The 13668-nt window shown below is 71.9% G+C and carries 11 protein-coding genes; 7 read left to right on the top strand and 4 right to left on the bottom strand.

What is annotated here, in order from left to right:
- Positions 1-18 precede the first annotated feature (18 nt).
- The 5 genes from ABH941_RS27095 to ABH941_RS27075 all read left to right on the top strand — a co-directional run bounded on the left by ABH941_RS27095 (position 19) and on the right by ABH941_RS27075 (position 7517).
- The gene (locus ABH941_RS27095; protein WP_370132141.1) at positions 19-705 is read left to right on the top strand and encodes an epimerase; all 687 of its coding nucleotides are present in this window, start codon (positions 19-21) and stop codon (positions 703-705) included.
- Positions 706-950: 245 nt separating this feature from the next.
- Positions 951-1553 carry a histidine phosphatase family protein gene (locus ABH941_RS27090; protein ID WP_370132260.1) on the top strand — a complete coding sequence of 201 codons (603 nt, stop codon included), beginning with the start codon at positions 951-953 and terminating at the stop codon, positions 1551-1553.
- A gap of 157 nt (positions 1554-1710) precedes the next feature.
- Positions 1711-3228 (top strand): peptide MFS transporter, encoded by a 1518-nt coding sequence (locus ABH941_RS27085; RefSeq protein WP_370132139.1) that lies wholly within the window; start codon positions 1711-1713, stop codon positions 3226-3228.
- A 43-nt stretch (positions 3229-3271) separates the two neighbouring features.
- Positions 3272-5302, top strand: a complete 2031-nt coding sequence (locus ABH941_RS27080) for a CocE/NonD family hydrolase (RefSeq protein WP_370132137.1) — start codon at positions 3272-3274, stop codon at positions 5300-5302.
- A 40-nt stretch (positions 5303-5342) separates the two neighbouring features.
- Complete coding sequence (locus tag ABH941_RS27075; protein ID WP_370132136.1) at positions 5343-7517, top strand: FUSC family protein; 2175 nt, start codon at positions 5343-5345, stop codon at positions 7515-7517.
- A gap of 25 nt (positions 7518-7542) precedes the next feature.
- Here the strand turns inward: ABH941_RS27075 and ABH941_RS27070 are convergent, their stop codons facing one another.
- The 4 genes from ABH941_RS27070 to ABH941_RS27055 all read right to left on the bottom strand — a co-directional run bounded on the left by ABH941_RS27070 (position 7543) and on the right by ABH941_RS27055 (position 11671).
- Complete coding sequence (locus tag ABH941_RS27070) at positions 7543-8433, bottom strand: NAD(P)-dependent oxidoreductase (RefSeq protein WP_370132135.1); 891 nt, start codon at positions 8431-8433, stop codon at positions 7543-7545.
- A gap of 31 nt (positions 8434-8464) precedes the next feature.
- Positions 8465-9364 carry an SDR family oxidoreductase gene (locus tag ABH941_RS27065; protein WP_370132134.1) on the bottom strand — a complete coding sequence of 300 codons (900 nt, stop codon included), beginning with the start codon at positions 9362-9364 and terminating at the stop codon, positions 8465-8467.
- A gap of 16 nt (positions 9365-9380) precedes the next feature.
- Complete coding sequence (locus ABH941_RS27060) at positions 9381-10907, bottom strand: flavin-containing monooxygenase (RefSeq protein ID WP_370132133.1); 1527 nt, start codon at positions 10905-10907, stop codon at positions 9381-9383.
- A 104-nt stretch (positions 10908-11011) separates the two neighbouring features.
- Entirely contained in the window at positions 11012-11671 is a 660-nt protein-coding gene (locus ABH941_RS27055; RefSeq protein WP_370132132.1) for a TetR/AcrR family transcriptional regulator, read from the bottom strand.
- A gap of 79 nt (positions 11672-11750) precedes the next feature.
- Here ABH941_RS27055 and hpnH point away from each other — a divergent pair, with 79 nt between their 5' ends.
- Together hpnH and ABH941_RS27045 are read left to right on the top strand one after the other, a co-directional pair.
- On the top strand, positions 11751-12755 hold the full coding sequence (hpnH, locus tag ABH941_RS27050; protein WP_370132131.1) for an adenosyl-hopene transferase HpnH: 1005 nt from the start codon (positions 11751-11753) through the stop codon (positions 12753-12755).
- Positions 12756-12883: 128 nt separating this feature from the next.
- Positions 12884-13657: a hypothetical protein gene (locus ABH941_RS27045; protein ID WP_370132129.1), complete on the top strand. Its 774-nt coding sequence runs from the start codon at positions 12884-12886 to the stop codon at positions 13655-13657.
- Positions 13658-13668: the final 11 nt, after the last annotated feature.

Below are 13668 nucleotides of genomic sequence, written 5' to 3'. Positions count from 1 at the left end.
GACCCCTACGATTGCCACATGAACGTCATCATCTTCGGCGCCTCCGGCATGGTCGGCCAGGGCGTGCTGCGCGAGTGCCTGCTGGACGATCGGGTGAGCCGAGTACTGGTGGTCGGCCGTACCGCGATCGGCGTCGAGCACCCCAAACTGCGGGAACTGGTCCAGCCCGACCCCAGCGACCTGTCCGCCATCGCCGCCGAACTGACGGACTACAACGCCTGCTTCTTCTGCCTGGGCGTCTCCGCCGCGGGGATGACGGAGGACGCCTACCGGGCGATCACCTACGACCTCACCCTCGCCGTGGCCCGTCCGCTCGCCGAGGCCAACCCGGAGCTGGTGTTCTGCTACGTCTCCGGCGCCGGCACGGACAGCTCCGAGCAGGGCCGGGCCATGTGGGCGCGGGTCAAGGGCCGCACCGAGAACGACCTGCTCAAGCTCCCCTTCCGGGCCTACATGTTCCGCCCCGCATTCATCCAGCCGCTGCACGGCGCCGTATCGAAGACGCGCTCCTACCGCATCATCTACACCGTGTTCGGCCCGCTCCTCCCCCTGCTCCGCCGCCTCGCTCCCAACCGCATCACCAGCACCGAACAGGTCGCCCGCGCGATGCTGGCCGTGGCCTCCGCAAGCCCGGCCGACTCGACCGGCACCCCGCACATCCTCGACCCGGCCGCCATCAACCGCCTGGCGGCGAATCTGCCGTAGGGCCTGCGACCGTAAAACCGAATCTCGGGCGCACAGCGAGCAACAGCAACAAGCCACGGACGGCGGGGGCGGCAACGAACCCGCCATGTAAGCCACCTACAGCTGCCGCACGCCCCACGCCGCCCCGAAACGTCGGCGTGCGAAGATCGACGAAGGTGGACAACCGTTGACGTCAGAGCGCGCGGGACGTTGGGCGCGCGAAACGTGATTCGAAGCGTGATTCGATGCGTGGGAGTGAGAGCGGCATGGGCGATGTGATCCTGGTCCGGCACGGTGCTACCGACTGGAGCGAGGCCGGGCGGCACACCAGCTACACCGACCGTCCGCTGACGGAGAACGGCGAGCGGCAGGCTCTCGCGCTGGCGGGGATGCTGGCCGAGCACCCGATCGCGCTGGCGCTGTGCAGCCCGATGCTCCGGGCCCGGAGCACGGCCAAGCTGGCCGGGCTCGACAACCCCCGGATCGTCGAGGACATGCACGAGTGGGACTACGGCGGCTACGAGGGCATCACCACTGCCGAGATCCACCGCACCCGTCCCACGTGGGACCTCTGGACGGACGGCGTGCCGCCGGGCCCGGAGGGCCACCGGGGCGAGACCCCCGAGGAGATCGGCGCCCGCGCCGACCGGGTCCTGGCCCTGGTCGACGAGGAGCTCCGCGCCGCCGAGGGCGGCGACGTCGCCCTGGTCGCGCACGCCCACTTCCTGCGCGTGCTGACGGCCCGCTACCTGGGGCTGCCCGCCGCCTCCGGCTCCCTCTTCATGCTGGCCACCGGCACGATCAGCCGGCTCGGCGTCGAGCACGACAAGCACGCCATGGCCGCCTGGAACGAGCGTCCGCGTACGTAGATCCGCACGTAGATCCGCACGCAGATCGAGACCCACCACGGGCCCGCGCCAGCCGCTGCGCCCTCCCAAACACTCGCCTATGCTCCTACTGATCTCAAGTCAGACATACGGTGCAAACAGGGCCCCGCCCGCTGTGCCGCGGACGGAGGCAGTTCTCTTGGGCGCGAGCGAGGCCACCCCTTCGACCCCCACGGTGGAAACCGATCCGGCGGAGACCGATCCGACTCACGACCGCTCCTTCTTCGGCCATCCGCGCGGACTGCTCACCCTCTTCGGCACCGAGATGTGGGAGCGCTTCTCCTACCTCGGCATGACCGCGATCCTGACGCTCTACTTCACCGCCTCCGCCGCCGACGGCGGCATGGGCATGGCCGACGGCACCGCGTCCTCCGTCTACGCCGCCTACAGCACGATGATCTACCTGATCTCGGTGGCCGGCGGCTGGCTGGCCGACCGCATCCTCGGCTCGTACCGGTCGGTGCTGTACGGCGGCGTCTGCATCGCCTGCGGCCACTACACCATGGCCGTCCCGACCAACGGCGTGACCTGGATCGGCCTGGGCCTGATCATCGTCGGCACCGGCCTGCTCAAGCCCAATGTCTCCACCCTGGTCGGCAAGCTCTACAGCACCGAGGACGAACGCCGCGACGCCGGCTTCGCGCTGTACTACATGGGCATCAACATCGGCGCCTTCCTCGGCCCGCTGGTGGCCGGCTGGCTCGGCCAGAAGGTCGGCTTCCACTGGGGCTTCTCCGCCGCGGCGATCGGCATGACCTTCGGGATCATCCAGTACGTGCTGGGGCGCAAGCACCTGGCCGGGCGTCAGGACGGCGCCGAGTCGGCGCTGCCGCCGGAGGCCATGCGCCGCGCGGTGCGGATGATCCTCGCCGGCATCGCCGCCGTCGCCGTGGCGTTCGGCATCCTCGCCGCCGCCGGCGTGCTGACCATGGGCCTCACTGTCAACATCGTCACCGGGGTCTCGGTGGTCACCCCGATCGCCTACTTCACCTTCCTCTTCCGCAGCCCCCGCGTCACCGTCGCCGAGCGCGGCCGGCTGCGGCCCTACCTGGTCCTCTTCAGCGCCTCGGTGGCCTTCAACCTGGTGCTGTTCCAGTCCTACTCGACCATGAACCTGCTGGCGCTGAACCACGCCAACACCGACTTCTTCGGCTGGCACTTCCCCTCCTCCTGGTACGGGTCGGTGCTCGGCGTCGCCGAGGTGGTGCTGGCGCCGGTGGTCGCGGCGACCTGGGTACGGCTCGGGCACCGCCAGCCGCACGCCTCCAACAAGATCGCCTACGGTGTGATCCTGGGCGGCCTGTCCTTCCTGATCATGGTTCCGGCCACCATGAACCGCACCGGCGACTGGGTGATGTCCGGGGCCTGGCTGATCGCCTGCTACCTGGTGCTCGGTCTCGGCGACATCCTGCTGGAGACCACCGGCATGTCGGCGACCACCAAGCTGGCGCCGGCCGCGTTCGCCAGCCAGGCGATGGCGCTCTGGTTCCTCTCCCTCGCCCTGGCCAACGGCATCCAGGCGCAGTCGGTGAAGCTCTACGGGACCGTCTCCGACCCCGCCTACTTCGGCCTCAACGGCGGCTTCGTGGTCCTGGTCGGCCTCGCCGTGATCGCCGCCGGCCCCTGGCTGCGCCGCACCATGCACCCCGTCCGCTGAGGCCCACCCAGTCTGACGCCCACCCAGTTCAAGGAGCCGGCAGATGCACTACCGCGAGGACTTCCCGTACCGGACCACCTGCGAGGACGTCACCATCCCCGCCCCGGACGGGACCCGGTTCTACGCCCGGATCTGGCGTCCCGTCACCGACCGGCCGGTCCCCGCCCTGCTGGAGTACCTCCCCTACCGCCTCAGCGACTGGACCGCGCCGCGCGACGCCCAGCGGCACCCCTGGTACGCGGGCAACGGCTACGCCTCGGTCCGGGTGGACATCCGCGGGCACGGCAACTCCGAGGGGCTGCCCGGCGACGAGTACGACGCCGCCGAACTGGCCGACGGCGTCGCCGTCGTGGAGTGGCTGGCCGAGCAGCCCTGGTGCAGCGGACGGGTGGGGATGATCGGCATCTCCTGGGGCGGCTTCAACAGCCTGCAGATCGCCGCCCTCGCCCCCGAGCCGCTGAAGGCGATCGTCACCGTCTGCTCCACCGACGACCGCTACGACAACGACGTGCACTACATGGGCGGCTCCGTCCTCGCCGTGGACATGCACGCCTGGGCCGCGACCATGCTGGCCTTCGTCTCCCGCCCGCCGGACCCGAAGTTCGTCGGCGACCGCTGGCGCGGGATGTGGCTGGAGCGGCTGGAGCAGGTCGACCCCTTCATCCACACCTGGCTGGACCACCAGGCCAGGGACGGCTACTGGCGGCACGGCAGCGTCTGCGAGGACTACTCCGCGATCAAGGCGGCCGTGCTGGCCGTCGGCGGCTGGGCCGACCCCTACCGGGACACCGTGTTCCGCCTGGCCGAACACCTGCAGGCGCCGATGCGCGGCCTGATCGGGCCGTGGTCGCACCAGTACCCCGACCGGGGGCTGCCGCCGGGCCCGGCGATCGGCTTCCTCCAGGAGACCCTGCGCTGGTGGGACCACTGGCTCAAGGACGAGCACCCGAGCCACGACACAGGTGTGATGGCCGAACCGAAGCTCCGCACCTGGATGAACGAGTCGGTTCCCCCGGCCACCTGCTACGCCGAACGGCCGGGACGCTGGATCGGCGACGACTCCTGGCCCTCCACTGCCATCGACATGACGCCTTATCGCCTCAACGGCGACCTGAGCACCACCCCCGCAGGACCGGTCCAGGTCGTCTCCCCCCAGCACACCGGCGTCGACGCCGGCCGCTTCTTCCCCTTCGGCAACGACACCGACCTGCCGCCGGACCAGCGCGAGGAGGACGGCCGTTCGGTCTGCTTCGACTCCGCACCGCTCGGCGACCGCACCGAGATCCTCGGCAACGCCCGGCTGCGGCTCCGGGTGACCTGCCCCACCCCGAGGGCGCAGATCATCGCCCGGCTCTGCGACGTGGCCCCCGACGGCTCGTCCACCCTGGTCACCCGCGGGGTGCTCAACCTGCTGAGCCGGCACGGCCGGGAGCGCACCGTGGAGTGGGTCCCCGGGGAGACCGAGGACGTCTCCTTCGACCTGGTGGCCATCGCCCATGCCTTCCCGCCCGGCCACCGGATCCGGCTGGCGCTCTCCTCCGCGTACTGGCCCTGGATCTGGCCGCACCCCTCGGACCAGGGGTTCACCGTCGACCCCGGCGCCAGCGCGCTGCTGCTGCCGGTCCGCGACAACAGCGGTGACGCGGACCGGGCTCCGATCGCCTTCGCAGAGCCCGAGCAGGCCCCACCCCTGGGTGTGGTCTTCGCCGAACCGGAGAGCCTCGGCCCGGAGCGGATCGTGCGCCGCGACGTCGCCACCGACGAGTGGCTGCTGGAGGTGGACCCGCGCTACGGCGGCTCGCGCAGCTACCCCGACGGTCTGGAGTTCAGCGAGGACGCCCTGGAAAGCTATGCGATCCGCAGCGCCGACCCCTTGAGCGCCCGCGCCCGCTCGGTCTGGAAGGTCGGCCTGAGCCGCCCCGAACTCGGCTGGAACGTCACGATCACCACCAGCTCCGAGATCCGCGCCGACGCCGGCCACTTCCTCACCGACAACCAGGTGACCGCCGAGGAGAACGGCCGGACCCTGTTCCAACGCCGCTGGGAGCGCCGCATCCCGCGCACCCACGGCTGACATATCGTCATGATCCGGTCGAACATCTAGGCTCAGCGGCATGCCCTGGATCACGGCCCTCAAGCACACCGCCCGCTCCGGCTTCACCCTGCAGCGCGCCTACAACGAGCCGCTGCGGGCGCTGCGCGGTGCGGTCGGGGCCGGGATCAGCGCGTTCGGCGCGCTGCTGGTGGGCACTCCCCAGCTGGCGGTCTCGGCCGCGGTCGGCGCGTTCATCGCCGGGGTGGCGACCTTCCAGCGCAGCTACCGGCCCCGCCCGCTGCTGGCGCTGGCCGCGGCCGTCGGGCTGTCGCTGAGCACCTTCGTCGGCTACCTCGCCTCGCCTTGGGCGCCGTTGTTCGTGCTGGTGCTCGGCGTGTGGGCGTTCATGGGCGGGCTGGCCTGGTCGCTCGGCCCGGCCGCGGGCGTGGTCGCGACCAACACCGTCCCGGCCATGCTGATCGTGGTCGCGCTGACCGAGAACATCCCGCAGGCGCTGCGGCACGCCGGGGTGATCGCGGTCGGCGGGCTGGTTCAGGCGCTGCTGGTGGTGGTGTGGCCGATCCGGCGCTGGGGCGCGCAGCGCGACGCCCTCGCCGACGCCTACGCCTCGATGGCCGACTACGCCCGGCGGCTGCGGCACGACCCCTTCGCCGCGTTCGACCCGGACCCGCTGATGACGGCCAGGAACGCGGCCACGGTGACCCGCCGTCAGGCCCGGAACCGCCCGCCCGAACTGGGCGGCCGCCGCCGCACCATGGAGCGGATGCGCCCGGCCATGGCGGCGCTCGCCGACCCCCGGGTCGGCGCGGCCGAGGAGGGCCCCGAGCGGGACCGGGCCCGGGAGATCCTCGGCGCCGCCGCTGAGGTACTGGACGCGATGGCCCACTCCATCCGCACCGGCGATCCGGTCGGCGTCCCCGAGCGCACCTACCGGTCGCTGGCGGTGCGCTCGACCGGCCCTGTCCTCACCGGCGCCGCACGGCAGTCCGCGCTGCTGCTTATCGGACTGCTGGCCGACACCGCCGACTCGCTGGAGTCGCCCGGCGGCGACGGGGACGGCTCCGCGCTGGGCAACCTCTCCCGCCCCTCGGTCCATGAACTGCTGCCGGTCGCGGCCCATGCCGTGCGCCGCAACTGGCGCTGGTCCTCCCCCGTGCTGCGGCACGCGGTGCGGGTGGGGGTGGTGGCGGCGGTCGGCGAGACCATCGGCATGCTGCTGCCGTTCGGGCACGGCTACTGGGCGCCGCTGACCGCGGTGATGGTGATGCGTCCGGACTTCTCGCAGACCTACTCCAGGGGCGTGGCCAGGATCGCCGGCACCGCCCTCGGTGTGGTCCTGGCCTCACTGGTACTCGCTGGTCTTGAGACGTGGTCCGCCGCGCCGAACGACTACGTGCTCACGGCCCTGGCCGTGGTCGCCATCGGCGGCGCCTACCTCACCATCCTCACCGGGTACGCCGTGATGAGCGCCTGCATCGCCGCGTACGTGGTGTTCCTGCTGGCGATGGGCAGCACCGGCCTGGTCAGCACGGCCGAGGAGCGGGTCGGCCAGACCCTGCTCGGCGGGGCCCTGGCGCTGATCGCCTACGCCGTCTTCCCCACCTGGCAGACGGTACGGCTGCCGGACCGCCTCGCCGCCTACATCGAGGCCGGCGGCCGCTACGCGGCTGCGGCGGTGGCCGCGTTCGGGGCGCCCTCGGCGGACTCCTACCGCGCCGTCAGGGAGGCCCTGCTGGACCACCGGCAGGCCCGCGCCGAACTGCTGACGGCCACCGCCCAGGCGGCGGACGAACCGGTACGGCACCGGGGCCTGCGCAACTCGCAGATCAGCGGGGCCCGCTCGGCGATGGCCGGGCTGGGCCGCACCGCGCTGCTGCTGGAGGCGCACCTGCCACCGCTCGGTGGCGGATCCGGTGCCGGCTCCGAACCGTCAGCGAGCGGGGGAACCGGGCCCGAACCCGTCCCCGGCGCCGAGCGCTTCGCCGCGGTGCTCCAGGAGGAGACCGCCCGCGCCGCCCAAGCCGTCCGCCTGGACCAGCCGATCGACCTGACCCCGGTCCGGCTGCACTACCAGGCCTGGGCGGCGGAGCTGCCCGACCCCGACGAGGAGAGCACCGACCCGCGCCATCTCGTGGTCCGGGACGCCGGCTACCTGGTGGCGGCCCTGGAAGGGCTGCAGCAGGCGCTGCGCGAGGGCGACGCCGACCGCACCGGTTCCGGCTCGGTCAACTGACCCAGGATGTGCTCAGGAGGGGTGCTCAGGAGGGACGGCTGGCGAACCAGCTGGCCGCCATGTCCTCGGCGCCGTGGCCCTGGGCCTGGGCCCGGGCGAGGCGGGTCACCGCCGCCGGGGCCAGGTCCAGGACGACCCCGGCCTGCTCGCCGGCGGCGGCGATCAGCCGGGCGTCCTTGAGGGCGGCGTCCAGGGTGAAGCTGGGGGTGAAGTCGGCGCTGAGCATGGCCCTGCCCTTGGCCTGGAGGTAGGGGACGTCGAGCCCGCCGCCGGCCACCGTGTCCAGGAACGCCTGCGGGTCCACACCCAGGCCCTCGGCCAGGGTCAGCGCCTCGGCAGTCCCGTTGACCAGGGTCAGCACCCAGCCGTTGAGCACCAGCTTGAGCCGGGTGGCGGCGCCCCCGGCGGCGTCCTCGGCGAGCCAGCGGGTGGACGCGCCGATCACGTCGAACACCTGGTCGGCCAGCGGGCGGGCCTCGGCCGGGCCGGCCGCCAGCACGGTCAGCTGCCCCGCCTCGGCGGGCTGCCGGGTGCCCAGCACCGGTGAGTCGACCAGCAGCAGGCCGTGCTCGGCCGCGAAGGCGGCCAGGCCGTCCAGCGCCTCCAGGCCGACCGTGCTGCACTGCGCCCAGACCGTGCCGGGCCGCAGCGCGGGCGCCGCGTCCCGCAGAGCCGCCAGCACGGCCGGGCCGTCGAGCAGAATCGTCAGGATCAGGTCGGCGTCGCGGACGGCTTCGGCCGGGTCCACCGCGAAGCGCGCGCCGTCCGCGGCCAGCGCCTGCGCCCGTTCGGGCGTGCGGTTCCACACGGTCACCCGGTGACCGGCCTTCAGCAGGTTGCGGGCCATGGCAGCGCCCATGATCCCGGCCCCGAGCAGGGCCACCTGGAGCGGACGCGAAGCAGTTGAGGAGGTCATGGACCCACCGTACTGACTACCTGAGCGCCCGCTACCGAGCCGCGCCCCGGGCGGCCCGCGCCTGCTCGTCGGCCGCGCCGCCGCGGCCGACCAGGCCGCGGCGGTCCGCGGCGGTCGCCCGCAGCCGGGGTTCCAGCGAGCGCAGCTGCATCGGTGCGAACCGGCCGAGGACCAGCGGGAGCTGACCCCTGATCAGCTGGTAGGAGCGCAGCCAGCCCTGGGCGTAGACATGGACCGAGCGGCCGGCGATGCCGTCGGCGATCCGCTGCACGGCGGGGGCCAGCGGATAGGTGCGGTTGGTGGGCCAGGGCAGGTGGGAGCGCATCTCGCGCATCACCTCGTCCTCGTCCGCGCCGCGCACCATGTCGGTGTCGGTCCAGCTCAGATAGCCGACGCCGACCTTGACGCCCTGGTTGGCGACCTCCCCGCGGAGCGCATGGGCGAAGGCCTCCACCCCGGACTTGCTGGCGCAGTAGGCGGTCATCAGCGGCGCTGGGACCATCGCCGCCAGCGAGGCGATCTGCAGCAGGTAGCCCCGGGAGGCGACCAGCGCGGGCAGGAACGCCCGGGCGGTGGTGGTGCTGCCGAGCAGGTTGACCTCGATCACCCGCTGGAAGGCGGCGGGGTCGGAGTCCAGGAAGGTGCCGCCGATGGCGATCCCGGCGTTGGCCACCACGACGTCGACCCGGCCGAAGCGCGCGACGACCTGGTCGGCGACGGCCTGAAGCGCCGTCAGGTCGGTGACGTCCGCCTCCCACCAGCCGGCTTTCGGACCGCACTCGGCAGCTGCGCGTTCCAGCTCCTCCGGCTCAAGACCGACCAGGGCGACGACCGCGCCGCGGGCGGCCAGGGCGCGGGCCAGCTCGGCGCCGACGCCGCGCGCCGCGCCGGTGACGACGGCGACCTGTCCTTCGAGGGACTTCTTGGGCATGCCGGTGGGGGTCCTTTCAGGCGTCAGCGCGAACGGGGGCCGTGGGGGTCACCGGCGCCTGCCTGCGGACGGGCTCGTACTCGGCGAGGTCGACGGTCCGGGTCTCGCGGCGGAACTGGGCGGTGGTGCCGGGCCAGAGCGTGGTGTTGGTGCCGTTGGCGTCCAGGTACCAGCTGTGGCAGCCGCCGGTGTTCCACACGGTGGTGGCCATCCGCCGCTGCACCTCCTCGTTCCAGCGCTGCTGGGCCGCGGGGCTGACGTCCAGCGCGGCGGAGCCGGTGGCGCCGTCCAGCCGGCGCAGGTAGTCGGCGAGGTAGTTCAGCTGGGACTCGATCTGCAGCACCATGGAGCTGGTGCCGAGGCCGGTGTTGGGGCCGATGACCAGCAGCAGGTTGGGGAAGCCGCTGACGGTGGTGCCGCGCAGGGCGGCCATCCCGTCCTTCCACTCCTCGGCGAGGGTACGGCCGGCGGCGCCGGTGATCCGGTCGCCGATGGGCATGTCGGTGACATGGAATCCGGTGCCGAAGACGATCGCGTCGACCTCGTGCTCGCTGCCGTCCGCGGCGACCACGCTGCTGCCGCGCACCTCCTCGACCGCCGAGGCGACCACCTCCACATTGGGCTGCGCCAGCGCCGGGTAGTAGGTGTTGGACAGCAGCACCCGCTTGCAGCCGAAGCGGTAGTCGGGGGTCAGCCTGGCCCGCAGCGCCGGGTCCTTGATGTGGCTCGCCAGGTTGCGCCGAGCGATCCGCTCGGCCGCCCGCAGCAGCACCGGGCGCTTGGTGAACATGCCGGTCTGGCCCTCCCTGACGGCCCACAACGCGGTGCGCAGGGCCCGCTGGGTGACCGGCAGGCGCCGGTAGAGCCGGCGCTCGGCGGTGGTGATGTCGCGGTCCATCCGGGGCATCACCCACGGCGGGGTGCGCTGCAGCAGCACCAGCTTCTCGACCTGCGGCTGGATCATCGGCACGATCTGGATCGCGGAGGCGCCGGTGCCGACCACGGCGACCCGCTTGCCGGCCAGGTCGTAGTCGTGGTTCCAGCGGGCCGAGTGGAACACCTCGCCGGGGAAGTCGGCCAGGCCGGGCAGGTCGGGGACGACCGGGTCGGCCAGCGGGCCGCAGGCGGAGACCAGCACCTCGGCGGTGTAGCGGCCCTGGCTGGTCTCCAGTACCCAGTGGGCCTGCCCGGCGTCCCAGCGGGCGCCCAGCAGCTCGTGCTGGAAGCGCAGGTGCGCACGGAGCTGGAAGCGGTCGGCCATCCGCTCCAGATAGGCCCGGATCTCCGGCTGCCCGGAGAAGGTGCGAGGCCAGTCGGGGTTGGGCGCGAAGGAGAACGAGTACAGGTGCGAGGGGACGTCACAGGCGCAGCCCGGGTAGCTGTTGTCGCGCCAGGTCCCGCCGACGGAGGCGGCGCGCTCCAGCACGACGAAGTCGGTCACGCCCTCCTGGCGCAGCCGCACCGCGGCCCCCAGACCGCCGAAGCCGGAACCGACGACGGCGACCCTGACGTGCTGCACCGGCTCTTCGGCACTGCTGCTCATCGCATTCCTCCAAGCGGACCTGCAAGCAGGCGGACCTGATCCACTGTGCCAGTAATCAGTGGCGCAATCAGGAGGGTAGGGCACCGCGGCCCGCTCGGGAAGAGTTATGACTGGCCGGTAACAAGGGCGGGCGACACGCCCGGGACGCGTCCCAATCCGATCAGCAGTCGCTCCAGCACCAGACCCGCCTCCTGGCGCGCCCTGACATGGTCGTCGGCGCGGGCGATGTAGAGGCTGGCCTCGGAGATCAGCGCCGCCAGCATCCGGGTCAGCGGCCCCACCGGCAGCTCCTCGACGTTGCCCTCGCGGATCGCGTCGGTCAGCGCCTCGGCCAGCAGGACGTACCCGTGCTCCTCCACCAGCGCGTCCCAGGCGCTGTGTCCCAGCACGGCCGGGCCCTCGATCAGTACGATGCGCTGGAACTGGGCGTCGTTGCAGGCGTCCAGGAACGACTGGAAGCCGCTGCGCAGCAGCTGCCAGGCGTCGCCGGGGTGCTCCTCGGCACGGGCGGTCTCCTGGGCGACCAGGCGCTCCGCCATCTCCTGGGCGCACTCCGCCATCACCGCCCGGAACAGGTCCGCCTTGTCCTTGAAGTGGTGGTAGAGCGCACCACGGGTGACCGCGGCGGCGGCCACGATGTCCTCGGTCCCGGTCGCGGCGTAGCCACGCTCGGCGAACAGCTCACGCGCAGCGCGCAGGAGCGCACGCCGGGTGTCCGCGACGTGCTCCGCGCTTCGACTCCGCCTGATCCGGGGTACTGACATACCTACATCCTGTTCCATACAGTCTGTATGTTAGTGGGGGGCACCAAACCTGGGGCCCGGGGGAACGGAGACAGTGATCATGGGACTCCCACTTAATCTGACCGTCAAGATGGGCACGTACCTCCTCAAGCAGAAGCTCCTTCGGCGGGAAAAGTTCCCGTTGATCGTGGAGGTCGAACCCCTTTTCGCCTGCAATCTCGCCTGTGCCGGATGCGGAAAGATCCAGCACCCGGCGAGCGTCCTCAAGCAGCGCATGCCAGTCGAACAGGTCGTCAAGGCCGTCGAGGAGGCCGGGGCGCCCATGGTGTCGCTGGCCGGCGGCGAGCCGTTGATGCACCCGCAGATCGACGAGATGACCCGGGCGCTGCTGGCGAAGGGCAAGTTCGTGGTGCTCTGCACCAACGCCGTGCTCCTCCCGAAGCACCTGCACAAGTTCAAGCCGCACCGCAATTTCGCCTGGATGGTGCACATCGACGGGCTGCGTGAGCGGCACGACGAGTCGGTCAGCAAGGTCGGCGTGTTCGACCAGGCGATCGAGGCCATCAAGCAGGCCAAGGCGGCCGGCTTCCAGGTCTTCACCAACTCGACCTTCTTCAACAACGACAGCCCGCAGGACGTCATCGAGGTGCTGCAGTACCTCAACGACGACCTGAAGGTCGACCGGATGCAGATCTCGCCCGGCTACGCCTATGAGAAGGCCCCCGACCAGGACCGCTTCCTGGGCGTGGAGCAGACCAGGGCGATGTTCAAGAAGGCGTTCGCCGACGGCCGCCGCAAGAGCTGGCGGCTCAACCACTCGGCGCTCTACCTGGACTTCCTGGAGGGCAAGACCGACTTCGAGTGCACGCCCTGGGCGATCCCGTCCTATTCGCTGAAGGGGTGGCAGAAGCCCTGCTACCTGATGGCCGACGGCTATGTGGACACCTACCAGGAGCTGCTGGACAGCACCGACTGGGAGAACTACGGCCGCGGCAAGGACCCCCGCTGCGACAACTGCATGGCGCACTGCGGCTACGAGCCGACGGCCGTGCTGGCGACGATGGGCTCGCTCAAGGAGAGCCTCCGGGCGCTCACCGCGGGCTGATCCTGGGCTGTGCGCGCCGAGCGCGGGCAGCAACCTCTGGCCGTTTCCGGGGTCGGCTCACTAGGCTGAGCCGACCTCCGGGGCCGCTGGGGCAGGAGGCACACGCGCAGAGAGGCGGGGTCTCCCCCATGGCGGAGGTCGACGACGACGCGTTCTACGTGCTCAGCGCGGTACTGCTGACGCCAGGGCAGTTCCCGAGCCTGCTCGGGGACGACTACCCGGCCGCCTGCGCCGCCCTGGGCCTGGAGGCCTGGGCCGACGGCTACGGGCTGCTCTTCGGCCAGGACTCGGCCGGCGCCCGCTGGACCGTGGTCTCCGACGACGCCGCCCTGGTCGGCTGCGCCATCGCCGCCTGGGACTGCGGGATGCCCTACGACCTGACCCCGCCCGAGCGCACCGTGGTGGACTCGCTGCCCGGCTGGCCGCTGTCACTGACCGTGAGCACCACCGGGCTGCCCGAGCCGCACGACCCCGAGCCGGGCGAGGACGACCACCCGCTGCTGACCCCGCCCGACCCCAAGGAGTGGGGGCCGGCGCAGCGCCGAATGGGCGCCGACGACATCGCCCACCAGTGGCGGCTGTGGCGCGAGCAGATCACCGAGTCGGTGGAGTTCGACGAGCATCCCGACGAGGTCCCGGAGCGGATCGCCAGGGTGCTGGCCGAGATACGCGAGTACACCGAGACCCCGCCGCCGGCCGGGCGGGTCCGCTCCTCCCCCGCCGGCGAGGACACCCGGCTGGTGCGTGCGGACGGCCCCGGCTGGAGCCTCACCGCCTGCACCGGCGACCTGGTCGTCCTGCTCTTCGACGACACCCCCCACGAGGTACTGCCGGTCGGCTGCGGACCCCAGTTCACGGTCCTGCTCAAGGCCCTCGACGAGATGGCACGAGCGTCCGCTTAGCGCACGCCCTG

This window comes from Streptacidiphilus sp. EB103A (assembly GCF_041261405.1).
Lineage (GTDB): Bacteria > Actinomycetota > Actinomycetes > Streptomycetales > Streptomycetaceae > Streptacidiphilus.
Note: the sequence above shows the minus strand (reverse complement) of the source record. Positions and strands in the feature narration are given on the sequence as shown.